The organism is Winogradskyella sp., assembly GCF_025210595.1.
Classification (GTDB): Bacteria; Bacteroidota; Bacteroidia; order Flavobacteriales; family Flavobacteriaceae; genus Winogradskyella.
In genome coordinates, this window is sequence record NZ_JAOARH010000100.1 from 1 (window position 1) to 24,240 (window position 24,240).

The following is a 24,240-nucleotide window of genomic DNA, read 5'->3' on the forward strand; positions in this document are numbered from 1 at the left end:
CCCAACAGGTCAAGGATGGGACGGAACGTATAATGGCAGTTTAATGCCAACTAGTGATTACTGGTTCTTATTAGAATATATCGAACCGCTCACCGACCAAAGAAAAGAGTTTAAAGCCCATTTTACCTTGAAACGATAAAAGGGAAAACAATTAGATAAAAAAAGTCTAAACTAATAATATTTAGTTTAGGCTTTTTTTGTTGTTAGAAACCGAGGTTTAATTCATGCTTCATTATAGATATTGAACTGCTTAAATTTTTTCGTAAAAGATTAAAGTAGATTAGGTGAATATTAATATCAATTTTTTATTCCTGATAATTCAATGTAACCATTTTATTGTGGATTAATGGTCTCGTTATGTAGAAGCAATAAGTAGCTTGAATACAGTTTTATATTAAGTTCATTGTTTAATAGTGAATCTTTCTTTTTGTATTTAAAAATAATCGACAGGTCATATAATAAAAAAACCATCAAAGTTTCAAAAACCTTGATGGTTATAGTAAATAACTTAATAATAATTAAGTTAATCTTGTATGGGATTAAATTCTAAACCCTAGAGTTAGAATTACATCTGTAAATTTTGATTGTATAGAAGCAGAGTCTGTTAATCCAGTAGTATATAATTGATGATTTATATCTCTTTCAGCTTGGCTAAAAGCAATATCAAGATTTAAGTTTCCAAAGTTATAACCAAGACCTAATGAGTATCCTGTTAAATCACCATAGAAATTATCATCTTTATATGGACTTTCTTCAAAACGATAACCTCCTCTAAAACTAAGTTGTTTGTATCTGTACTCACCTCCAATTCTGTAAGAATTTGAAGTATCTAACGTATTACTTACTTCTCTATTTAAAGAAGCGAAATATGAATCAGAAGTAGGTCTAAATTTAGCATTGCTGTAATCTTTAATAGAGTAATCAAAACTTAATAAACCTTGTTTTCCAAAAACATATGCTAAACTTCCAGTAAGCTTACTAGGTGTTCTAAGTTTATATTCTGGGAAAATATTTATAACATTAGGGTTAATAATTTGATTAACATTTGAACCGTTTTCAATACGTGTTGTGGCTAAAAGCTGTGTTGTTTCTTCAGAAATTCTGTACCAAGTAGGGGAGTTGTAAGATAGACCAACTCTAAACTCTTCTGTAATTTTTGCTATGCCACCAAGCTGAAACGAAAACCCACTACCTGTAGTTTTAAGATCATTATCGAAACCTACATTAGTTACAGTAGAATTGGTATTAGAATTTGACTCATTAAAAATAGTTGTTCTATCATAATTAATGAAATGTGTGTTTAGATTTAAGCCTAAATAGAGCTTATTGTTATAGCTAGTTGCAAAATTGAAAGCTAATTTTCCATTATAACCACTGCTAGAATAAACATATTCTTGGTCAAAATCTGTTCCATTCAAATCAATATTTGAAGTATATCCTGTATTCTCATCTGTGTTGTCAACAGGGTCAATGATAAATCCTTCATAACCAAGAAAGGCTTGTTGGTGACCATAGCCATACAAAGAACCAATTTCAGAATAGGCTTGAGATAATGTTTCTCCAGACAATGCAGAAATTTCATCGAGTCTTTTTCCTTCAGCATTTAGAAGAAAATAATTTGCAATAGTATTATTAGGATTTACTCCTCTTGCAACCCAATCATCATCAAAGTCAGCTGATTTATCATAGGCAGCACTTAATGTGAATTTTTTCCATGGGGAATTTTCATCTCTGTTTACAAAAACAAATGTTGCACCCAATTGGTTTAAATCAAAATTAGAATCAGAAGAAGATGTTAACCCATTAAAATAGTCAATATCATTATTCCTAGTAGAAAAACCAATTGTAACTGAACCATAACTATTATTAAATATTGCCGAACCTGCTGGATTAATATTAATACCAGACATGTCACCTCCCAGAGCTCCAAATGCACCACTCATAGCTCTAAAGCGAGCTGTGCCTTGAATTTCATCCATAGAATAACGTAAAGCATCTGATAGGTCTTGAGCTAAAATATAACATGAGCTTGCTAAGCCTATGCAAAGCATAAGTAATTTTTTCATATGTAAATTTTTAATAAAGTTAAAGGGTTAAAAAATTATCCTCTACCACGTCTTCCACCACCAGATCTAGAACCGCTAGATGATCTAGAGCTTCCAGATGAACGCATGCTACCAGAAGATCTTGATGAAGAACTGCCAGTTGATCTTACAGATCTGGATGGTCTAGTGCTACTTCTTGTAGATCTTACAGATCCAGATGATCTAGTGCTGCGAGTAGATCTAATTGAACCAGATGATCGAGTACTTCTGGTAGGTCTTGTCATACTGCCATTAGATCTTGTAGAAGAAGAATTACTTCTTATGCTACGTGTAGACCTAGTTGTAGAATTAGATCGAATAGTTCTTGTGCTTGTTGCAGCTCTAGACAATCTGCTTGTAGAATAATTTCTTCTAGACAATGCAGATGTACTTCGGTTTCTTCGATTTAAAGTATTGTTACTGAGTAAAGAGCCTCGTCTTCCTCCCATGTAGGCGATACTGTTATTTCTGTAATATCTATTCCAACCCCAATTATTATATCCAGGTGGACACCAAGCATTCCAGCCCCAGCCAGCGTTCCAACCATAGTTCCAGCCCCAGTTATTCCAGCCAAAGCCCCAGTTCCATCTATTCCATCCCCAAGGTCGTCCCCAACCCCAAGTATTCCATCCATAGCCCCAGCCAGCATTCCATAACCAAGGATCATTCCAACCATACCAGCCATTATCTATAATATTTATGGTTATGTTATCATTTGCTTGTCCCCAACCACCATATACAGGTCTTTGTTCTAAAGTATCTTGAGCTCTTTCTAAATAATTACCTTCATAAGAATCTATATCAGTAAAAATTTCGCTTTCTTCTGTAGCAGCATCAAGCTGGGCAGAATTCTCGGCGAAATAATTCTTGTAATAATCAGAGTCACTAGTGGAAGTTGTTACTTCTTGTTGTTCAACATCATTATTATTGTTTTCATCAGTTGAATAGATGCCATCATTATCATAACCTGCATATTGGAAGGAACCACATGAAGTTAACACGGCAAGTAAACCGAGTGCAACAAAAAATGGCAATTTCTGTTTTGTAATGGTTTTAAATTGCATATCTCTTATATTTTATTGTTGAACATAGCAAAAATAGTTAGTTTTGCTGAACTATTTTTTTATTTAACATAGTCACAATATTTGTGCCAAAACATTGAAGATGAGTAAAAATCTTACGAGTAGAGCAGAAGATTATTCAAAATGGTATAATGAACTGGTTGTAAAAGCTGATTTAGCAGAAAATTCTGCTGTTAGAGGATGCATGGTTATAAAGCCTTATGGTTATGCAATTTGGGAAAAAATGCAAGCTGAATTAGATAGAATGTTTAAGGAAACAGGACATCAAAATGCATATTTCCCTTTGTTTGTACCTAAAAGCTTATTTGAAGCAGAAGAGAAAAATGCTGAAGGTTTTGCAAAGGAATGTGCTGTTGTAACACATTATAGGTTACAAAATGATCCTGATAATGAAGGTAAGCTAAGAGTAGATCCTAAAGCTAAATTAGAAGAAGAACTAGTAGTAAGACCAACAAGTGAGGCAATCATTTGGAATACATATAAGGGTTGGATTCAAAGTTATAGAGACTTACCAATCTTAGTTAATCAATGGGCTAATGTTGTGCGTTGGGAAATGCGTACTAGATTGTTTCTTCGTACAGCAGAATTTTTATGGCAAGAAGGTCATACAGCTCATGCTACAAAAGATGAAGCGCTTGCAGAAACCGTACAAATGAATAATGTATATGCTGAGTTTGTAGAGGATTTCATGGCAATTCCTGTAATACAAGGTGTTAAAACAGAGAGCGAGCGTTTTGCTGGTGCAGAAGAAACATATTGTATAGAAGCACTAATGCAAGATGGAAAAGCGCTACAAGCAGGAACATCTCATTTCTTAGGACAAAACTTTGCTGAGGCTTTTGATGTAAAGTTTACCAATAAAGAAGGAAAGCAAGACTATGTATGGGCAACATCTTGGGGAGTTTCTACAAGATTGATGGGTGCATTAATTATGACACATAGTGATGATAAAGGACTAGTGTTACCGCCAAACTTAGCTCCGTATCAGGTTGTTATTGTACCTATATATAAGAATGATGAACAGTTTGAAGCTATTAAAACGGTAGTAGACCAAATAACTAACGATTTAAGAAAGTTAAATATTAGTGTGAAGTTTGATGGTAGAGATACTTTAAGACCTGGCGCAAAATTTGCACAACACGAACTACAAGGTGTTCCACTAAGAATTGCAATTGGTCCTAAGGATCTTGAAAATGGAACAGTAGAATTAGCACGTAGAGATACTTTTACTAAAGAAACGGTACTTTTAGATAAAATTAATGTTGTTGTTGAAGATTTACTAAAAGAAATACAAGAGAGTTTATTTAATAAAGCTTTAAGTTATAGAGATAATCATATTACTGAGGTTAATAATTTTGAAGAGTTCAAAAAGGTTTTAGAAACCAAAGCAGGTTTTATTTCTGCGCATTGGGATGGGACAGCAGAAACCGAGCAAAAGATTAAAGAATTAACAAAAGCAACTATTAGATGTATTCCTTTAGATAATAAAAGAGAAGAAGGTAAATGTGTGTTAACAGGCAATATATCTAGTCAACGTGTGCTTTTTGCGAAGGCATATTAAAAAAAAAACAAAAAAAAATTAGATAGTTGTTGCAACTTTTAAAAATAGTTGTATTTTTGCATCCGCAATGACAACATTGCAGGTTCATTTAAATAAGTAAATAACCAAATGGCCCGTTCGTCTATCGGCTAGGACGCCAGGTTTTCATCCTGGTAAGAGGGGTTCGATTCCCCTACGGGCTACAATTTTTTAATAAGAAAAAGATAAAATGGCAAATCATAAGTCAGCTTTAAAAAGAATTAGAAGTAACGAAAAAAGAAGAGTGCTTAATAGATATCAGCACAAAACTACACGTAATGCAATAAAGAAATTACGTGAAATGACAGATGCAGGTGAAGCTAAAAAAATGTTGCCTTCAGTTATCAGTATGATAGATAAGTTAGCTAAAAAGAATGTAATTCATTCTAATAAAGCTGGTAACTTAAAATCTCAGTTAACTAAACATGTAGCTGCATTATAATTGTAGTGACAGTTAAGATATTTAAAAGCCTTCCATACGGAAGGCTTTTTTTATGCTTTAATTTATCCCAATATGCGTTAGCTCTTCATAATAAGAATCACTATTAAGTAAAATCATTGGTGTTTTATAAGACGTATTGTTGGTAAATTCAAACTCAAAAAATAGAGCATATTTTCCAAAAGGTGGCTTAAATATATCCATTTTTTTAGCATACAATTCTACTTGGAATTTAAAAGCTCTACCTTTTGGGACTTCAATTTCTTCAGATAACAGAGTTTTAACTGTTTTATTGTTATTGGGCATTTGGATTCTATATTTAATTAGAGGTCTAAGGATGTTTGGAAGCGGATAATTAGGACCTGCTAATCCGATTGGAAGTTGTTTAGCCTTTAGAGAGATGCTAGTTAAAAGTATTGTCTTTTGTGATTGGTTAATAAAACTGAAATTAAAAATAGGAAATAATGATTTTAAGTATTTTGCCTTAAAAGCATAAGGTGTGTTTTCAAATGGTATCCAACCGCAATTATTTGAATCTACAGAAACTGAAATGAATTCAATAGTTGAGTTTTTGTTTTTGATATGTCTTTTAGTATTGATAACTGTTTGTTTAGCAATGTCATTTTTTTCAATTTTTGAATGACAAGTAGGGCATAATAAAAGTAAATTATCCATTTTATTATTTGATGGATCTTCATCGATATGGTGAATTTGAAAATGTCCAACATCGTTATTTGAACAAAAAGGGCAGATGGAGGAAATTTCTTTTTGTAGTTCGGCTCTAACCTTTGCTTTTTGTGGTATAGGGATCCTTCTCTTTTTCTTCATTATGTATTAATGTTACTTAGGTATAAATATAGAAGAAAATTTAAATCAGAAACAATGTGTATTTAGTATGTATGTCTAATATTCGGGGTTAAAAAAACCTTGAACTATAAAGTCCAAGGTTTTATCATTATTTATTATTTGAGAACTTAATTAATTATCCATTCATAGAGATTAAGAACTCTTCATTGTTTCTAGTTTGTTTAAATCTATCATTTATAAATTCCATAGCTTCTACAGGATTCATGTCAGCTAAGTATTTACGCATTACCCACATTCTTTGAATTGTATTGTCATCTAATAATAAATCATCACGTCTTGTACTAGATGATGTTAAATCAATGGCAGGGAAAATACGACGGTTAGAAATCTTACGATCTAACTGTAACTCCATATTACCAGTTCCTTTAAACTCTTCAAAAATAACTTCATCCATTTTAGAACCAGTTTCGGTTAATGCAGTAGCAATAATGGTTAATGACCCACCATTTTCAATATTACGAGCAGCACCAAAGAAACGCTTAGGTCTGTGAAGTGCATTAGCATCTACACCACCAGAAAGAATTTTACCAGATGCAGGTTGTACAGTATTGTATGCTCTTGCTAAACGTGTAATAGAATCTAAAAGAATTACAACATCATGACCACATTCTACCAAGCGTTTTGCTTTTTCTAATACAATATCTGCAATCTTTACATGTTCGTGAGCTTCTTTATCAAAAGTTGAAGCAATAACTTCTCCATGTACATTACGTTGCATATCTGTAACTTCTTCTGGTCTTTCATCAATAAGTAAAATCATTTGATATACTTCAGGATGATTGGCAGCAATAGCATTAGCTACATCTTTTAGTAACATGGTTTTACCAGTTTTTGGTTGCGAAACTATCATACCACGTTGTCCTTTTCCTATAGGAGAAAACAAATCCATAATTCGAGTAGAAATGGTGCTTTGTCTTTCAGCAATATTAAATTTTTCTTTAGGGAAAAGCGGGGTTAAATGTTCAAAGGCTACACGATCTCTAACAACGTTAGGATCTTGACCGTTAATTTTACTAACCTTAATTAAAGGAAAGTATTTTTCACCTTCTTTAGGAGGTCTTACATGGCCAAGTACAGTATCACCTTTTTTAAGCCCAAAAAGTCTTATTTGAGATTGTGATACATAAATATCGTCTGGTGACGTTAGGTAGTTGTAATCAGATGATCTTAAAAAACCATAACCATCTTGCATAATGTCTAAAACACCTTCGCTCTCAATAATAGCATCAAACTCAAAATCTGGCTCACGGTAACGGTTTCTGTTATCTTTATTGCCATTGTTTTTTTGGTTGTTGTTATTTCTGTTGTTGTCTTTATTACGATTTTGTCTATTCTCTTTTTGGTTGTTGTTAGAACGTCTGTTATCGTCATTACTGTCTTTAGACTTATTGTCATTAACTTTAGTATCGTTAGACTTTTTATTGTCCTGACGTTTATGATTTTGCCTGTCATTGTTAGGCTTACGTTCTTGAGGTTTAGGTTCTTCCTTTTTCTCAGAAAATTCTAAAGACTTTTGATTCTTATTTTCTTTAGGTTCTCTTTGTACTCTAGCACGTTTTTGTTGAGGCTTTTTTGGGGTAGCTTCTGCTTTTGGTTTAGTTTCTGTTTCAACTTTAGCTTTAACAGCTTCAGGATTTGCTGCTTGGTAATCTAAGATTTGATACACCAAGTCTAGTTTTTTTAAACTACGGTATTTTGGTACGCTTAATTGTTTAGCGATTTCCTGCAACTCAGGAAGCTTCTTAGCTTTTAACTGTGAAATTTCAAACATTCGTATGTGTATAATGTATTACAATTTGATATTATTAATTCAATATTTTCTAAATGAAATAAAAAGAAAAAAAGTGAAATTAATTTGGAAGACAGAAAGGTGAAACTCTTTGTTTTAGCCCTTTCTACTGCAATAATACAATTTTATTTTAAAACAATTTCTATCTTTTTAAAAAATAAACTATTAATTTTGCCGAGCATTTTTAATTAAAGATATGATTCAACGTATACAAACACTCTATTTATTTTTAGCCACAATTTTTGCTGCTGGCTTAATATTTGTGTTTCACTTGTGGGTCAATGAAGGAGGTGTTAAGGTGTTTGCTACAGACAGTTACTTGCATCTTGGATTATTTTTAGGATCAGCAATTTTGTCTTTAATTTCAATTTTTAGTTTTAAAAATAGAAAGTCTCAATTTGTAATGGGACGATTCAATATAATATTAAACTTTATTTTACTAGGAATCTTTGTTTATCAATCTCTAAATGTATCTGGAGAAACTAACGTTTCTGAGAAAGGTATTGGGATGCTTCTTCCTATTTTTTCTATTGTGTGTTTAGTCTTGGCTAACAAGGCTATTAAGAAGGATGAAGATCTCGTAAAATCTGTAGATCGATTACGATGAACCTAAAATCTTAGTATATTAGTGTGAAAAACCCAGACTCTGCCGTCTGGGTTTTTTATTGAGGCCCATCCTAAATCCTTTCTAAAGGGAAATTTAGGGTGAATCTTACCTGTCAAACTCTATTACTTCTAAGTCTTTAATGTTTTTGCCATCTATCTTAAATCTTAGCATGGTTCTTTTTTTATGAAATCCATGCTTGCCAACAGCACCAGGATTCATATGTAATAGATTTAGTTTTTTATCTGGCATTACTTTTAAAATATGAGAGTGACCTGTTATAAATAGATCTGGTGGATTACTATTAAGCTGCTCTCTTACACTATTGTTGTATTTTGGTGGATAACCACCTATATGAGTTATCCAAACATCTACTTCTTCGCACACAAATCTATCATGAAGTGGAAACTCGCTTCTAGCTTTGGTGTCATCAATATTGCCATAAACAGCACGTAATGGCTTATGCTTTTTAATGCTATCTGTAACATCTAAATTACCAATATCACCAGCGTGCCAAACTTCATCGGCTTGTTTTACATATTTAATTATGGCATCGTCAATATAGCTGTGAGTGTCAGATAAGAGTAATATTTTTTTCATCTATTTAAATTTTTCAAGAGCATCTGGTTCAGTTATTTAATTATTCCGTTTGGTAATCTTTGTTATGAGCTTACAAAACTCTAAATTTTGTATATACGTTAAATGTTTTTTAATGCAATTTTTGCCTTCGAAGGAATACGTATCTTTGTGGTTTTACAAAAGTAAGGTTTCTATTGCGTTTTTTTATTGAACTATCATATAACGGTAAAGCATATCATGGTTGGCAAAACCAGCCTAATGCTATTTCTGTACAAGAAGTACTTGAAAAAGGATTAAGTACTATTTTAAAAAGTAATATTGCTATTGTTGGAGCTGGTAGAACTGATGCTGGTGTACATGCTGCACAAATGTTTGCTCATTTTGATTTTGATAGCGCTATTAATAGTAAAAATTTAGTTTACAAGTTAAATTCTTATTTACCAAAAGATATTGCCATTCATAATATTTTTGAAGTAAATCCTGAGGCTCATGCCAGATTTGATGCTTTAAGTAGAACATATCATTATAAAGTTTCAATCTCAAAAAATGTATTTAATTATGATTTTGCATATCAGGTTAAATTACCGTTAGATGTTGAAAAGATGAATGAGGCATGTAAAATCTTATTTGAGTATAAAGATTTTCAATGCTTTTCTAAGAGCAATACAGATGTAAAAACGTATCATTGTGATATTAAAGAAGCGTTTTGGCGCCAAGATTCTGAAGGATTAATTTTTGTAATTACAGCAAATCGCTTCTTACGAAATATGGTACGTGCTGTAGTTGGTACAATGGTAAACATAGGATTAGGAAAGTTAAAGCCAGAAGACTTACATCAAATAATCGCATCTAAGGATAGAGGAAAGGCTGGTTTTTCAGTTCCTGCCCATGGCTTATATTTGGTAGAGATTATATACCCTAACACAATTAAAAATTAAATACATTTCCGCTTAAACGGAAGAGATACCGAAACAAGTTCGGCAAAATATGGCAGAAGAAAACAAAAAGAAAATATTTGATGTAACGCTCTTTAAGCGATTATTACATTACATAAAACCGTATAAGACTATTTTTATCATTTCTTTGGTTTGTGTAATAAGCTTAGCTGTATTTGGAGCTTTAAGACCTTATGTTCTAAAAGAAGCTATAGATGTAAAAATTGCAAACAAAGAATATAATGGTTTTGTGTTTTATATGACCATTATGCTGGTTTTACTTCTTTTTGAAGTTATTACACAATTACTTTTTATTTATTACGCAAGTTGGTTAGGGCAATCTGTAGTTAAAGATATAAGAGTAAAGCTTTTTAGACATATTCTTAAGTTTAAGATGACGTATTTCGATAAGTCATCTGTTGGTGTTTTAATCACCAGAGCTGTTACAGATATGGAGCGAATTGCAGATATATTTGGTCAAGGGCTTTTTATGATATTTAGTGATGTTTTAAAGATGCTTGTTGTTGCCATATTTATGGCATTTATCAATTTAAAATTGAGCTTAATTGTTTTTGCAACAATGCCAATAATATTGTTTGCAACTAAAATATTTCAGAAGTATATGAAACGTGCTTTTGAAGATGTGCGTAACGAAGTTTCTAATCTCAATTCTTTTGTGCAAGAACGCGTTACAGGAATGAAAATTTTGCAATTATTTACACGTGAAGCTACAGAATATAAGAATTTTAAAGCTATTAACGAGCGCCATAAAAAAGGTTGGTTAAAGACGGTTTGGTATAACTCTATATTTTTTCCAATCGCAGAATTTGTTTCGTCATTAACATTGGCTATGGTTATTTTAGCTGGAGGTTTTAATGCTGTTTCAGAAAATCTAGGGACTACTTTAGGTCATCTTATTTCATTTACCATGTTTATACCTATGCTATTTAGACCATTATATCAAATAGCAAATAAATTTAACACACTGCAAATGGGAATGGTAGCAGCAGATCGTGTATTTAAGGTGTTAGATACCAACTCTAATATTGATGATGTTGGTACAATTAAAGCTAATCATTTTAATGGAAATATAGAGTTTAATAATGTGAGGTTCTCTTATGTTGAAGATGAAGAAGTTTTAAAAGGTATTTCTTTTGATGTTAAAGCAGGTGAAACTGTTGCAATTGTTGGTGCTACTGGCGCAGGAAAATCTACGATTATTAATTTATTAAATCGTTTTTATGAAATAGATTCTGGGCATATATTAATAGATGGCACAGATATTAAGGATATGACCTTAGTTTCATTGCGAAGTCAAATAGCTGTAGTGCTTCAGGATGTATTTTTATTTGCAGATAGTATATTGAATAATATTACACTTGGTAACGAATATATCACAGAAGACGATGTGGTTACTGCTGCCAAAGCTATTGGTATACATGAGTTTATTACCAGCTTACCTAATGGTTATCATTACAATGTAAAAGAGCGTGGAGTAATGTTATCTTCTGGTCAACGACAACTCATCTCATTTTTAAGAGCTTACGTTACTAATCCTAGTATTTTAATTTTAGACGAAGCTACATCATCGGTAGACTCTTATTCTGAGCAATTAATACAAGATGCAACAGATACCATTACAAAAGGTAGAACTTCAATTGTTATAGCGCATCGTTTAGCTACCATTCAGCAAGCCGATAAAATTATTGTTATGGATGCTGGACAAATTGTTGAAATAGGAACGCATAAATCTTTATTAAAAAAGAAAGATGGTTATTATAAAAACCTTTATGAGGTTCAGTTTATGAAAGAAGAAGTGGCATAATCATCAACTATTATTTAGTTTTTTTATTGATGAAAAACTTTGAATACTATTGACTTTCTAAATACCTGTTTTTTCGTTTAATTATAGATTTAATTTTCCAGTACTATATAAATACAAGAAAAATATCACCAAGACAATCAGCATCATAAGAGAGAAAACAATCGTATATATAATATAAGCAGCGATGTATTTAATTAAAGATTTAATAAATGAAGATTTATAGAGTTTTTTAAATACGTAAGCTCCATATAGCATTAAAGGAGGAGTAACAATTATTGATGCAATAAGGAAATTTTGAATATTAAATGCAGCAAATAGTAGGTATATAAAAAAGCTAACATAAATTGTCTGCGCTGTTAGATACAAATTAATGACAAGATGCTCTGTGTAGTTGTATTTTCTTTTGGTTAGATATACTAACCAAGTACCTATAGCTATAAATGGCATTAATATTGAGAAAAATACACCTTGATAATTATTGAAAAATGCAGGGAAATCAAAAGGAGGTTTTTCAGTACTTTGACTTCCCATCTGAAAACTATCAGTAAAAAAACTGTTTTGAGCATCAATAAATTCAGGAAAAAAGTTTTTGAGAAGAAACATTTGAAACCCTAAAATCGTTAGAGAAATGGCATAGTAAGTAATAACATTAACATACTTTTTTCGCATACCATTTATATAACCATCAATAACATCTTTAGGGTTTATAAACAAGGCAACAAATGTTCTTAGAAATTTATTGTCTATAGATAAAAACTGCTCATTTACTTGAGTTGCAAGTACTTTTGGAGTTAATCTATTATAGATAATTTTGGCACCACATTGATCACAAAATTTTTGTAATTCAGATAAGGTGTTATTACAGTTTTTGCAATTCATTAGGATAAATCTTCTTTAATCTTTTTAATGAGATCATCAGTATCTTTAAACATTACAAATTCACCATTTTGAATATAAGATATTTGTCCTGTTTCTTCACTTACAGCAATAGCAAGTGCATCAGTTTTTTCTGTAATTCCTACAGCTGCTCTGTGTCTTAGACCAAAACGCTCTGGTATATTTTTTTCATTATTTACAGGTAAAATTACACGTGTAGCTTTTACTACATTTTTATCTATAATAATAGCGCCATCATGCAATGGACTATTTTTAAAAAAGATACTTTCTATTATCGGTTGGGAGACTAAAATATTCATCTCATCTCCAGTATTGGTAAGGAAATCTAGATTATTATTACGTTCTATAACGATTAATGCTCCTGTATTTGTGGTTCCCATTTTAGTACAGGCATTAATAATAGCATCAACGTCTGTAGAAGTTTGGTCGTCGTTTTTTAGGAATTTAAAATTTTTAAAAATCCCTTTTTTACCACCAATATTAGTAGAGCCTACAAGTAGCAAAAATTTTCTAATTTCTGGTTGAAATACTACAATAAGGGCAATAATACCAACCTTCATAAAACCATCAAAAATGCTATAAAGCATTTGCATTTTAAGATAGTCGGTTAAACGCCAAGCAAAATAAACGATAAGAATACCAATAAAGATATTAATGGCAACAGTTCCCTTAACAAGTTTGTAGATGTAATAGAGAAGTATAGCTACAAGGAAAACATCAACAAAATCTATAAATCTAAATTCCCAAAGTTGTAAATTTTCCAAGGTTAGTGCTTTTTGCTAATTTAATAATTTATGTTAATAAATGAACTCGTTTTTAGAAACTTCAACAGGTTCTTTATTTAATTTGAATATTTCACTTTTAAATGAGATATAATCCTGAAAACTTAAGTTTTGTTTAAAGGTTAAATGTATTTTAGGTTTTAAAGTATCGTTTTTTATTTTGTCTCTTAGAGTTTCTATTAAATACATTTTATTTAGTCCTTCTATATAGGTTTGATTTCCTATTACTAAAGAGTCTGATGTTAAGAAGTTTACATAGTATTCTTTGTGTGTTTTTGATGGGTTTACATAAAGTTCGGTTATAAAATCTGCAATAGAATTATTAGTATAGTTTAAATCCGTAAACTCAACAAATCCTATATTATTTATACTAGTATCATTACAAGTAAAGTAGTTTTTTGCATTTTCATTGTTATGCATAGACGCTTTTTTGCGTTTTTTCTGCAAATACTCAATGTGAGGAAAGATTTGTTTTAAGCTTAAACGTTTATCTACATTAACCAGCCAATTGGTTGAGCCAATTAAATTATTTCTGTTGAATAGCGTAGAGTCTGATTGTGTTTCATCATAAAATATATATATAGGTGAAACATCTAAAACCTCAGTAGTTTCAGTACTTTTAATTTCTGGTAATTGCAACACACGTTCGTTATTGCAGCTTAAAAACAGACTAATAATAAATATATAAATTATTTTTTTCATTTAATTGGTAGTTAACTGATTATATAAAGTAACACATTGCATAGCTTCCTTAACATCGTGCACTCTCAAGATTTTTGCTCCTTTTTGCAAAGCAACCATGTGTAGAGCAGTGGTTCCGTTTAAAGCATCGTTAGCTGTTGTGTTTAGTGTTTTGTATATCATAGATTTTCTTGAAACTCCAGCTAAAATAGGCTTATCTATAATTTGTAGCAATTCTAATTTATTAAGTAGCTCAAAGTTTTGTTCTACAGTTTTTGCAAAACCAAAACCAGGATCTATGATGATGTCGTTTATTTTTGCAGCATGTGCTTTTGCAATACGTTCTGCAAAATAACTATTAATGTCTTTAGTTACATCATCATAGTCGGTTTGCTGTTGCATAGTTTTTGGGTTACCTTTCATATGCATCATAATATATGGTACGCCTAATTGCCCAACAGTAGTCATCATACTATCATCTAGTTGACCTGCAGAAATATCGTTAATAATGGCAGCACCAGTTGCGATACCTTTTTGGGCGACCTTACTTCTAAAAGTGTCGATAGAAATTAATATTTCAGGAAAATGTTTCAGAATTAATTCAATAACAGGAATTACACGATTTAATTCATCTTCTTCAGAAACAAAATCTGCACCAGGACGCGAGCTATAACCACCAATATCAATAAAAGTAGCACCTTCATTAATCATGGTTTTTACTTGATTTAAAATAGAGGGTTCTTCTTTGTATTGTCCACCATCATAGAAAGAATCTGGTGTAACGTTAAGAATTCCCATCACTTTTGGTGTAGACAAATCTATCAATTGCCCTTTACAATTTATGGTCATGGTGTGGTTTAAGACTATTAGATTTAAGCTTCAAAGTTAACATATTCATAAACTTTTTAATGCTTTTTAAAACATTGAACGCTGAACTTTGAACTTTAAACTATTTAAGCGAAATTTACACAAAATAATGAACCCGTTTGTGCTTATAATGTTTAAGTGAAAATTATAGGTTTTTTTGTTCTGATGAAGGCTTTTTAGAGTTTCATAGCAGAGCTACGAAAAGAAGAAAAGACAAAATCAGAGCGAAAAAGAATTATTTTTTAACAAATAGAATAAGTGCAAACGAGTTCAAATAATAGTTTTAAATGCAAGATACTTCAAAACAATACGATGCTGTAGTTACTAAATGCAGAACACTTTTTATAAATAAAATGAGCGATTATGGAAGTGCATGGAGAATTCTAAGGTTACCATCATTAACAGATCAGATTTTTATAAAAGCACAGCGTATTAGAAGCTTACAACAAAATGCTGTAAGAAAAGTAGATGAAGGAGAAGTGAGCGAATTTATTGGTATTATTAATTATTGTTTAATGGCTTTAATTCAGTTAGAAAAAGGTGTTGTAGAACAACCAGATTTAAATACCGAAGAAGCTACAGAACTTTATGATGAAAAAATAGCTTTAACCAAACAATTAATGATGGATAAAAACCACGATTATGGTGAGGCTTGGCGAGATATGCGTGTAAGTTCGTTAACCGATTTAATTTTGCAAAAACTATTACGCGTAAAGCAAATTGAAGATAACGCAGGAAAAACCATTGTTAGTGAAGGTATAGATGCTAATTATCAAGACATGATTAATTATGCTGTTTTTGCGATGATTCACTTAAACGAAGCTGATTAGTTGTTATTCCTGTAAAGGCAGGAATCCAAATAAAATTGAAACAAATAAATAGATTCCTGTCTTCGCAGGAGTGGTATAGAAATATGAAATATATTACACACATAAGCAGAATTTTTGTCGGAGTTTTATTTATAATCTCAGGATTTATAAAGTTGAATGATCCATTAGGGTTTTCGTATAAACTCCAAGAATATTTTGGCACTGATGTATTGAATATGGAATTTTTAATTCCTTATGCGTTATTGCTATCGGTTTTTGTGGTGGTTTTTGAGGTGGTTTTAGGAGTCTTTTTGCTCATAGGCTATAAGCCTAAATTTACGATTTGGAGCCTTCTTTTAATGATTGTCTTCTTCACGTTTCTAACCTTTTATTCAGCATATTTCGATAAGGTGAAAGATTGTGGTTGTTTTGGTGATGCATTAAAGTTAACGCCTTGGGAAAGTTTTACTAAAGATGTTGTACTACTGGTGTTTATTCTCATTTTATTAGCCGGACTAAAGCATATTAAACCAATCTTCACAAAGTTACCAACAACTGTCATTGCACTTCTAAGTTTTATAGTGTCGTTATGGTTTGGTTATCATGTATTGATGCATTTGCCAGCAATTGATTTTAGAGCGTACGCTATTGGGAAGAATCTACAAGAGCAAATGGTTATACCAGAAGATGCAGCTAAGCCTGTTTTAGAGTACACATGGACATTTAAAGTAAATGGTGAAAACCAAGAATTTGTAACCGATGGCAGCTATCCTTCTGTTGAAGGCGAATATGTAGGTGTAGAAACTAAGACTATAGATGAAGGTTATGTGCCACCAATCCAAGATTTTTCAATAGAATCTGATGATGAAGATTTAACAACTTATTTTTTAGAAAAAGAAAAACTATTGATTGTTGCTATGTATAACATTACAAAATCAGAAACAGACGGAGTTGCTAAACTTAAATCTTTTACAGATGAAGCTATGAAGAAGGGTTATACAGTTATTGGTTTAACATCGTCTGGTGCTGATGAAAAACAAAAAGTAAAGCAAGATTATAATTTGAATTTTGATTTTTATTTATGTGATGAAAAAGTTGTAAAAACCATAGTGCGTTCTAATCCAGGAGTTGTGCTTATAGAAAAAGGAACTGTTAAGAATAAAGCGCACTGGAATGATATTGAAGATATAGATTTAGAAGATGTACGAATGAAAATGCCTCCTATTAAGGATTAAATTCATTATAATATTATAAATTATTTTCTAAATAAAATCCTCTACGCATTCATCACCTTACTAGGTGTAGTAACTGTCATTTTCTTTTTATTTACTATTCTTCCTGGTGATCCTGCAAAAATGATGTTAGGTCAAAATCAAACTGCTGAACAAGTTGAAACCGTAAAGAAGAAATACGGTTTTGATAAACCACTAAGTACTCAGTATTTGTATTACCTTAATGATTTGTCACCTATATCTTTTCATTCTAATACAATTGAAGATTATACGTATCTGAGTCCTAATAAATACAATGCCGTAGAATTGTTTTCAATAGGCAATACAACTACAGCTGTTAAAACTCCATATCTAAGAGAATCTTTCACAAAACAAGGTAAAAAAGTAACTCAAGTTATTGGTGAAACCATTCCAAATACTTTTGTTTTAGCAGTTTCGGCTATAATAATTGCAATAGCTCTAGGTGTTGTTTTCGGAATCATTTCAGCGCTATATAAAGATACTTGGATTGATAAAACGATTCAGGTGTTAAGTACTTTTGGTATGAGTGTGCCATCATTTTTTAGCGCCATCTTATTTGCTTGGTTGTTTGGGTTTGTACTTCATAAATACACCAGTTTAGAAATGACAGGTAGCTTATATGAATTAGATGATTTTGGTGAAAAAATGACCATTAAATGGAAGAATTTAATTCTGCCAGCAATTGTTTTAGGAATTCGCCCTTTGGCTGTTGTAATTCAATTGATGCGTAATTCATTATTAGAAGTTATGGGTCAGGATTATATAAGAACGGCAAGAGCAAAAGGACTTAGTGAATTTCAAGTTATAAAAAACCATGCGGTAAAAAATGCGTTAAATCCTGTGGTTACAGCTATTTCAGGATGGTTTGCGTCTATGCTGGCTGGAGCTGTTTTTGTAGAGTATATTTTTGGCTGGAATGGTTTAGGTAAAGAAATCGTAAATGCACTCAATACGTTAGATTTACCAGTCATTATGGGATCGGTTTTGGTGATAGCCATAGTGTTTATTACAATCAATATTATGGTTGATGTTATCTATGCTTGGCTAGATCCTAGGGTAAAGTTGTCTTAATAATTTACTGATAAATATCAATTACAATTCTTCCTTAAAACCTTATTTTTGTAATTCAAATTTAATAATCTAACTAATAAAATTCCTTCCCTTTAGGAAGGTTAGGATGGGCTTATGAGAAAACATATTGTCGCTGGCAATTGGAAAATGAATAATGGTTTAATTCAAACCGAAACTCTAATTGCAGAATTAAAAAAACAAGAAAAAACTTCAGATGCAGAGGTAATGATTGCACCAACCTTTACAAACTTATGGCATGCCTTTCAATCTACTAGACAATATGATATTGAGGTTGTAGCGCAGAATATGCACTTTGCAGAAAATGGTGCTTATACAGGAGAAGTTAATGCAGATATGTTAAAAAGTATTGGTGTTAAAACTGTAATTCTTGGACATAGCGAGCGTAGAGCATATTTTAATGAAACAGACGAAGCGTTAGCTAAAAAAGTAGATGCGGCTTTAGCAAATGATATGCGAGTGATTTTTTGTTTTGGTGAAGAATTATCTGATCGTAAAGCAGGAAATGAAGAATCTGTAGTTGAGAGTCAAATAAAAAATGCTTTATTTCACTTAGAGGCTGAAGCTTTTAAACACATTGTTTTAGCATACGAACCAGTTTGGGCAATAGGTACCGGAGAAACTGCAACACCAGACCAAGCACAAGATATGCATGCTTTTATTAGAAAAACTCTTGCAGAAAAGTATGGTAATGATGTAGCTGAATCAGTTTCTATTCTTTATGGAGGTAGCGTAAAACCAAATAATGCCAAAGAAATTTTCTCTAAACCAGATGTGGATGGCGGACTAATTGGTGGAGCTTCATTAAAAGCAGAAGATTTCTTTGCTATAGTTAATGCTTTTTAGATATTAATAATAATTTTTCATGCTGTCCCGATAATTATCGGGATTGTTTTAGCATCTCATTATAGAATTCAGATTTCGACTTCGGTTTCGAATTCAACTTTATAAGGGTATTTCCTGAATTTTAATATTCAGAGAATACCCTTAATTTTTTTCTAACATGTGGGTTTAACTTGCAATTAGTTATTAATCAGTTAATTTAAATTCTACAATCATGAAAAATTTAAGCCAAATTTTAAGCGTTATTTTAATATTATGTTTAGTCACAGATATAGCAAATAGCCAGACATTAAAAGTTACAGGAGGTGTTAATTTAATGAGTATAGATACAGCATTAGAATCATCAAACGATGGTGATCCTAATGACGATCCAAATGATGACCCCGCAGATTTACCAGCTAGAGCATCTATTATTAATGGGAAAACTTCTAACAATCAAGCATCGTTTGTCTCAAAAAATGGTACAACTAACGAAACTGGGTTTTATTTAGGATTAGCGCTAAGCGACATTTCATTGTTTAATAATTTTGAATTACAACCAGAAGTAAGATTTGTAGCTGTCAAGGATTTTAATCAAATACAAGTGCCAGTGTTGTTAAGTTATAATATTACTGAAGAATTTCATGCCTTAGCAGGACCAAATTTAGCATTCTTATTAGATACAGGTGATGGAGTAAAATCATTCAATTTTGCTTTAGATTTTGGACTTTCCTATGATGTTTCTGATAAAATCGCATTAGATGCGAGATACGATTGGGGACTTACTAATCTTTTAGAAGATGGTGATAGTGATAACTATATAAAAATAAACAATATTCAATTAGGTGTTGTTTATCGTTTTGGAAAATAATATCTCATTTAAGAATATAAAAGATGAAAACGTTACAACAATACTTATTTATAATAGTACTTATAGGTTTAAATATTAATGTTTTTGGACAGTGCGTTATTCCACCAGCAGATATGGTAAGTTGGTGGACAGGAGATAATAATACGCTAGATATTATTGGAACCAACGATGGTACACCTCAAAATGGTCTTGGTTATACAACAGGAATAGTAGACGAAGCCTTTTCGTTTGATGGAGTCAATGACTTTATTGAAGTACCACATAGCAATAATTTAGACCTTACAGGAGATATAACTATAGGGCTTTGGGTGAAACAAACTGTTTTTAATCCAGAAAATATGGTGTTATGCAAAGGTGCCGAAGATGGAAATAATGCATATTCTATACGCTTTTCAGGGCAGATATTTGAATGTGTTTTTAAAGACAATTTAGGAACAGACATAATTTTGGGAGGTCCAGCATTTGAAGATTTTCAATGGCATCATTATGCATATGTTCGTCAAGGTAATCAACATCAAATTTATGCAGACGGTTTTGGCTTTGGTATAGAATCGTTTACCAATCTACCGGCAAGTAGTTCTGGACTACCTTTAACAATGGGAGCACAATATAATAGCCAAAATAGTAATTATGTTAACTTTTTTGGTGGCGAAATGGATGAGGTTTCAATCTATAATAGAGCGCTGACAGAAAGTGAAATCCAAAGCATCTATAATGCAGGCTCAGAAGGAAAATGTGTTGATGATACAAATGCTTTGGGATATTTGTTTTGGGGAAATCAAACAACACAATCTTTAAACTATTCTAATTTAGATGGTTCAAATGAAACCGAGGTAATTAATCAACAGACTTTAATAAGGCGAGTAAGGGTTAACGAAACAGAAAACAAAGTCTATTGGGCATTACCTTCTGAATCAAAGATTAAAAAATCCAACCTTAATGGATCAAATGTTGAAGATGTAATAACTACAACATCTGGTATTAATGTAGTTTCTATCGATAAGATTAATAATGCTATTTATTTCGTTGAAGGTAGTGATGGAATCATAAAAAAATGCGACTTAAATGGTTTAAATCCACAAACTGTGGTTTCTGGTGTTGGCTATATTCAAGGAATAACTATTAATAATACGTTGAATAAGTTATACTGGACAGAATTTGATACAGGACTTTTAAAAAGAGCAAATTTAGATGGTACAAATATCGAAACATTGTTAACTACTACTGATGCGTTATTTGATGTCGTAGTTGATGCTACAAATGAGTTCTTATATTTTAGTAATAGAACAGGAGACACTGTTGAACGAGTTGATTTAGATGGAGGAAATAGAACAGTAATAGTCAATGCTTCTGGAACTATTGGAGCTATTAGCTTAGATGTTATTAATGGTAAAATATATTGGACTTTTAATAATTCATCTGGTGCAAGTGGAATATCAGTAGCTAACACTAATGGAACCAATCAAAACAACCTGATTAGTTCCGCAACTGCTGGTTTTTCAGGAGTTGATATAGCTATGGATGTAACATTATCTAATGATAGTTATAAAGAAAAATTAAATGTTTCGATATTCCCAAACCCAGTAATAGATATTGTAACATTTGAATTTGATGAGCAATTAATAAATAATCATCGAGATTTAAAATTGTCTATTATGGATGTAACAGGTAGAGTAGCTTTTAGTGATGTAAATTTGAATACAGTAACTAACATAGATGTTTCTTCGTTATCTAAAGGTATGTATTTATATACTATTAGCAATGATACTGAAATATTAAAATCAGGTAAATTAATTAAGAAGTGATGCGAGTTTTTCTAATAGTTTTTTGTTTGCCTCTATTTTGTTTTTCTCAAGTTGGGATTAATACTACTGATCCTGAAGCGTCATTAGATATTCGTTCTTCCAATCAAGCAACACCTTCCAATATCGATGGAATATTAATTCCAAAAATTGACGAATATCCAGCAACCAATCCAACAGCAGCACAAGATGGAATGCTAGTTTATGCCACAGGAAATGGAAGCGTTACAAAAGGGTTTTATTATTGGAATAATACCACAACCTCATGGGTGCCTTTTACAGGTGCATCAATTGAAAGAATTGATGACTTAGTAGACGGTAAATCTGATAACGATGGTACAAATGATGGGTCTTCTATTTTTTTAGGAATTAATGCTGGTGCTAATGATGATGGTACAGATAACCAAAGCATAGGCATTGGCTTTGAAACTTTAATATCAACTACAACTGGCTTTAGAAATACTTCAATTGGCTATCAATCAATGTATCATAATTCCACCGGATCTGGCAATTCAGCAGTTGGACACTTTTCTTTAGCTCTTAATACTACAGGTGTTTCAAATAGTGCTTTTGGTTCTAGTGCATTGCATTTAAATAGTTCAGGATCCTACAATTCAGCTTTTGGTCTTCAGGCGTTAAGACAAAATACTACGGGAAATTTTAACAGTGCTTTTGGTTTATATGGTTTGTATTTTAATGAAACTGGAGCTCAAAATTCTGTACTAGGTAATAATGCTTTAATGAATAATGTTACTGGTAATAATAATGTAGCTATAGGTTACTATGCAGGAAGAAATACAAATGGAAATAGTAATGTATTTATAGGTAATAATACAGGAGCAAGTGGTAGTGATACTAAAAGTGGAAGTGTGTTTATTGGTAATGCTGCTGGATATGTCGAAAGCAATAGTAACCGATTGTATATTGAAAATTCTTCTAGTTCTAGTCCATTAATTTATGGAGAATTTGATAATGATTTAGTAAGAACTAATGGAGATTTAGAGGTAGTAAAAACTACAAATTCAACATTAAAAGTAAAAACTAATGATGGTAATTCGTCTTCTTTATCATTACTTGAAGGTGCAGATTATGGATTTGAATTTCTATATACAGGTTTTGATGATAGGTTGAATTTATGGTCTAGAACCTTTGCTGGCAATGAAGGACAAAGAATGACATGGCTTAAAGACGGTAAAGTTGGTATGAATGATACCTCACCAGATGCAAGATTAGATATTGAAGCTATAAACCAAGCCACACCAAATAATACAGATGGTATTTTAATTCCACGAATAGATACATTTCCAACTACAAATCCTGGAGTTAACCAAAATGGAATGTTGGTCTTTTTAACCTTAGATAATTCATTCTATTATTGGAATAATTCAGCAACTTTATGGCAGAAAATAAGTGGTGTTGAGCGTATAGATGATTTGATTGATGGTAAATCGGATAACGACGGAAGTAATAATGGGTCCTCTATTTTTTTAGGAGTTAACGCAGGTGCAAATGATAATAGCACAGATAATAGAAATGTGGCAATAGGGTATTATGCAATGAACGATAATACTACTGGAGATAATAATTCGGCTTTAGGTCATTTAAGTTTGTCAAGTAATACCTCTGGAGATTATAATGTAGCCATTGGTAATAGAAGTTTACGTGTTTCAACTGTTGGTAATCAAAATACTGCTGTAGGGTTTGAGGCATTAGAAATTAATACAGGAAATTATAACACTGCTGTTGGTTATATAGCATTAGATAGTAATACTTCTGGGTATGGTAATACAGCTATTGGAAATCAGGCCATGTCTACTACTAATACAGGAGATTCAAATACCTCAATAGGATATCGTTCAATGTTAGATAATACGTCTGGAGACCATAATGTTGCTGTAGGATATCATGCTTTACAGAACAACACTACAGCAAATAATAATGTTGCTATTGGATATAATACATTAAGCAGTATAACAACAGGTTATTCTAATACAGCTATAGGTTCAGGAGCTGGTGCTGCAGGAGCAACTTTTTATAATACTACTGCCTTAGGAAATGGAGCAGCACCAAATTCACCTAATCAAGTGCGCTTAGGAAATGCAAGTGTTTCGGTTATTGGAGGTTATTCTAATTGGTCAAATTTTTCAGATAGACGATTAAAAACAAATATCCAAGAAAATGTTGTTGGTTTAGAGTTTATCAAAAAGTTACGACCTGTAAGTTATAATTACGATATGGATGCTATTGCACGTTTTGAAAAAACACCAGATAGTTTACGACTTAGAGATGCAGAACGTTTAAAAGCACAAGAAATACAAACAGGATTCATAGCACAAGAAGTAGAAGCTGCTGCTATAGAAGTTGGTTTTGATTTTCACGGTATTGTAAAACCTTATGATGCTAATGGAACGTATGCCTTAAGATATGCAGAGTTTGTAGTGCCTATAGTAAAAGCAATGCAAGAGCAACAAACTATTATTGAAGCACAACAAGAAGAACTTATTGCTTTGAGAAAAGAAATAGAAGACATCAAAGCACTTTTAAAGAAACAATAAGATTATTAACTTAGAGGCAAATCATTTTA

At 31.8% G+C, this 24,240-nt stretch carries 22 protein-coding genes and 1 tRNA gene; 14 read left to right on the forward strand and 9 right to left on the reverse strand.

Annotated elements, in window-relative coordinates; translation table 11 throughout:
* Positions 1-139, forward strand: a 139-nt coding sequence (locus N4A42_RS10900) for a T9SS type B sorting domain-containing protein (RefSeq protein WP_294069756.1), incomplete at its 5' end; no start/stop codon positions are given.
* Between the two features lie 400 nt (positions 140-539).
* Here the strand turns inward: N4A42_RS10900 and N4A42_RS10905 are convergent.
* Together N4A42_RS10905 and N4A42_RS10910 are read right to left on the reverse strand one after the other, a co-directional pair.
* Entirely contained in the window at positions 540-2,066 is a 1,527-nt protein-coding gene (locus tag N4A42_RS10905; RefSeq protein WP_294073866.1) for an OmpP1/FadL family transporter, read from the reverse strand.
* 35 nt (positions 2,067-2,101) lie between these two features.
* Positions 2,102-3,148 (reverse strand): hypothetical protein, encoded by a 1,047-nt coding sequence (locus tag N4A42_RS10910; RefSeq protein ID WP_294073868.1) that lies wholly within the window; start codon positions 3,146-3,148, stop codon positions 2,102-2,104.
* Between the two features lie 100 nt (positions 3,149-3,248).
* Between N4A42_RS10910 and proS the strand changes: the two genes are divergently transcribed.
* From proS to rpsT, 3 genes are all read left to right on the forward strand, one after another.
* Positions 3,249-4,727, forward strand: a complete 1,479-nt coding sequence (gene proS / locus N4A42_RS10915; RefSeq protein ID WP_294073870.1) for a proline--tRNA ligase — start codon at positions 3,249-3,251, stop codon at positions 4,725-4,727.
* Between the two features lie 110 nt (positions 4,728-4,837).
* Positions 4,838-4,909, forward strand: a tRNA-Glu gene (locus N4A42_RS10920).
* Between the two features lie 26 nt (positions 4,910-4,935).
* A complete protein-coding gene (gene rpsT / locus N4A42_RS10925) occupies positions 4,936-5,187 on the forward strand; it encodes a 30S ribosomal protein S20 (RefSeq protein WP_294073872.1) in 252 nt (83 codons plus the stop codon).
* Positions 5,188-5,244: 57 nt separating this feature from the next.
* Here the strand turns inward: rpsT and N4A42_RS10930 are convergent, their stop codons facing one another.
* Together N4A42_RS10930 and rho are read right to left on the reverse strand one after the other, a co-directional pair.
* Positions 5,245-6,012: an HNH endonuclease gene (locus N4A42_RS10930; protein WP_294073875.1), complete on the reverse strand. Its 768-nt coding sequence runs from the start codon at positions 6,010-6,012 to the stop codon at positions 5,245-5,247.
* Between the two features lie 154 nt (positions 6,013-6,166).
* Positions 6,167-7,822, reverse strand: coding sequence for a transcription termination factor Rho (gene rho / locus N4A42_RS10935; protein WP_294073877.1), 1,656 nt, complete (start codon positions 7,820-7,822; stop codon positions 6,167-6,169).
* 214 nt (positions 7,823-8,036) lie between these two features.
* Between rho and N4A42_RS10940 the strand changes: the two genes are divergently transcribed.
* Entirely contained in the window at positions 8,037-8,447 is a 411-nt protein-coding gene (locus tag N4A42_RS10940; protein ID WP_294073879.1) for a DUF4293 domain-containing protein, read from the forward strand.
* Between the two features lie 105 nt (positions 8,448-8,552).
* On the opposite strand, the gene N4A42_RS10945 is transcribed toward N4A42_RS10940, so the two are convergent.
* Positions 8,553-9,044 (reverse strand): metallophosphoesterase family protein, encoded by a 492-nt coding sequence (locus N4A42_RS10945; RefSeq protein WP_294073881.1) that lies wholly within the window; start codon positions 9,042-9,044, stop codon positions 8,553-8,555.
* Positions 9,045-9,217: 173 nt separating this feature from the next.
* Here N4A42_RS10945 and truA point away from each other — a divergent pair, with 173 nt between their 5' ends.
* Positions 9,218-9,961: a tRNA pseudouridine(38-40) synthase TruA gene (gene truA, locus N4A42_RS10950; protein ID WP_294073883.1), complete on the forward strand. Its 744-nt coding sequence runs from the start codon at positions 9,218-9,220 to the stop codon at positions 9,959-9,961.
* 49 nt (positions 9,962-10,010) lie between these two features.
* Positions 10,011-11,783, forward strand: a complete 1,773-nt coding sequence (locus N4A42_RS10955) for an ABC transporter ATP-binding protein (RefSeq protein ID WP_294073885.1) — start codon at positions 10,011-10,013, stop codon at positions 11,781-11,783.
* A gap of 81 nt (positions 11,784-11,864) precedes the next feature.
* Here N4A42_RS10955 and N4A42_RS10960 read toward each other — a convergent pair whose 3' ends face one another.
* The 4 genes from N4A42_RS10960 to folP are packed head-to-tail and all read right to left on the reverse strand — an operon-like array spanning position 11,865 to position 14,992.
* Positions 11,865-12,662, reverse strand: a complete 798-nt coding sequence (locus tag N4A42_RS10960; RefSeq protein WP_294073887.1) for a DUF3667 domain-containing protein — start codon at positions 12,660-12,662, stop codon at positions 11,865-11,867.
* Positions 12,662-13,444: a diadenylate cyclase CdaA gene (gene cdaA / locus N4A42_RS10965; protein ID WP_294073889.1), complete on the reverse strand. Its 783-nt coding sequence runs from the start codon at positions 13,442-13,444 to the stop codon at positions 12,662-12,664. The genes N4A42_RS10960 and cdaA overlap by 1 nt, the downstream gene beginning before the upstream one ends.
* Before the next feature lie 33 nt (positions 13,445-13,477).
* On the reverse strand, positions 13,478-14,164 hold the full coding sequence (locus N4A42_RS10970; RefSeq protein WP_294073891.1) for a hypothetical protein: 687 nt from the start codon (positions 14,162-14,164) through the stop codon (positions 13,478-13,480).
* A complete protein-coding gene (folP, locus tag N4A42_RS10975) occupies positions 14,165-14,992 on the reverse strand; it encodes a dihydropteroate synthase (RefSeq protein WP_294073893.1) in 828 nt (275 codons plus the stop codon).
* 305 nt (positions 14,993-15,297) lie between these two features.
* Between folP and N4A42_RS10980 the strand changes: the two genes are divergently transcribed.
* From N4A42_RS10980 to N4A42_RS11010, 7 genes are all read left to right on the forward strand, one after another.
* On the forward strand, positions 15,298-15,840 hold the full coding sequence (locus tag N4A42_RS10980) for a DUF1599 domain-containing protein (RefSeq protein ID WP_294073895.1): 543 nt from the start codon (positions 15,298-15,300) through the stop codon (positions 15,838-15,840).
* Positions 15,841-15,923: 83 nt separating this feature from the next.
* Positions 15,924-17,054, forward strand: coding sequence for a BT_3928 family protein (locus tag N4A42_RS10985; RefSeq protein WP_294073897.1), 1,131 nt, complete (start codon positions 15,924-15,926; stop codon positions 17,052-17,054).
* Between the two features lie 12 nt (positions 17,055-17,066).
* Complete coding sequence (locus N4A42_RS10990) at positions 17,067-18,143, forward strand: ABC transporter permease (RefSeq protein WP_294073964.1); 1,077 nt, start codon at positions 17,067-17,069, stop codon at positions 18,141-18,143.
* Between the two features lie 114 nt (positions 18,144-18,257).
* On the forward strand, positions 18,258-19,007 hold the full coding sequence (gene tpiA, locus N4A42_RS10995) for a triose-phosphate isomerase (RefSeq protein WP_294073899.1): 750 nt from the start codon (positions 18,258-18,260) through the stop codon (positions 19,005-19,007).
* Positions 19,008-19,218: 211 nt separating this feature from the next.
* The gene (locus tag N4A42_RS11000; RefSeq protein ID WP_294073902.1) at positions 19,219-19,854 is read left to right on the forward strand and encodes an outer membrane beta-barrel protein; all 636 of its coding nucleotides are present in this window, start codon (positions 19,219-19,221) and stop codon (positions 19,852-19,854) included.
* Between the two features lie 23 nt (positions 19,855-19,877).
* Positions 19,878-21,659, forward strand: coding sequence for a LamG-like jellyroll fold domain-containing protein (locus N4A42_RS11005; protein ID WP_294073904.1), 1,782 nt, complete (start codon positions 19,878-19,880; stop codon positions 21,657-21,659).
* Between the two features lie 26 nt (positions 21,660-21,685).
* Positions 21,686-24,211, forward strand: a complete 2,526-nt coding sequence (locus N4A42_RS11010; RefSeq protein ID WP_294073906.1) for a tail fiber domain-containing protein — start codon at positions 21,686-21,688, stop codon at positions 24,209-24,211.
* Positions 24,212-24,240: the final 29 nt, after the last annotated feature.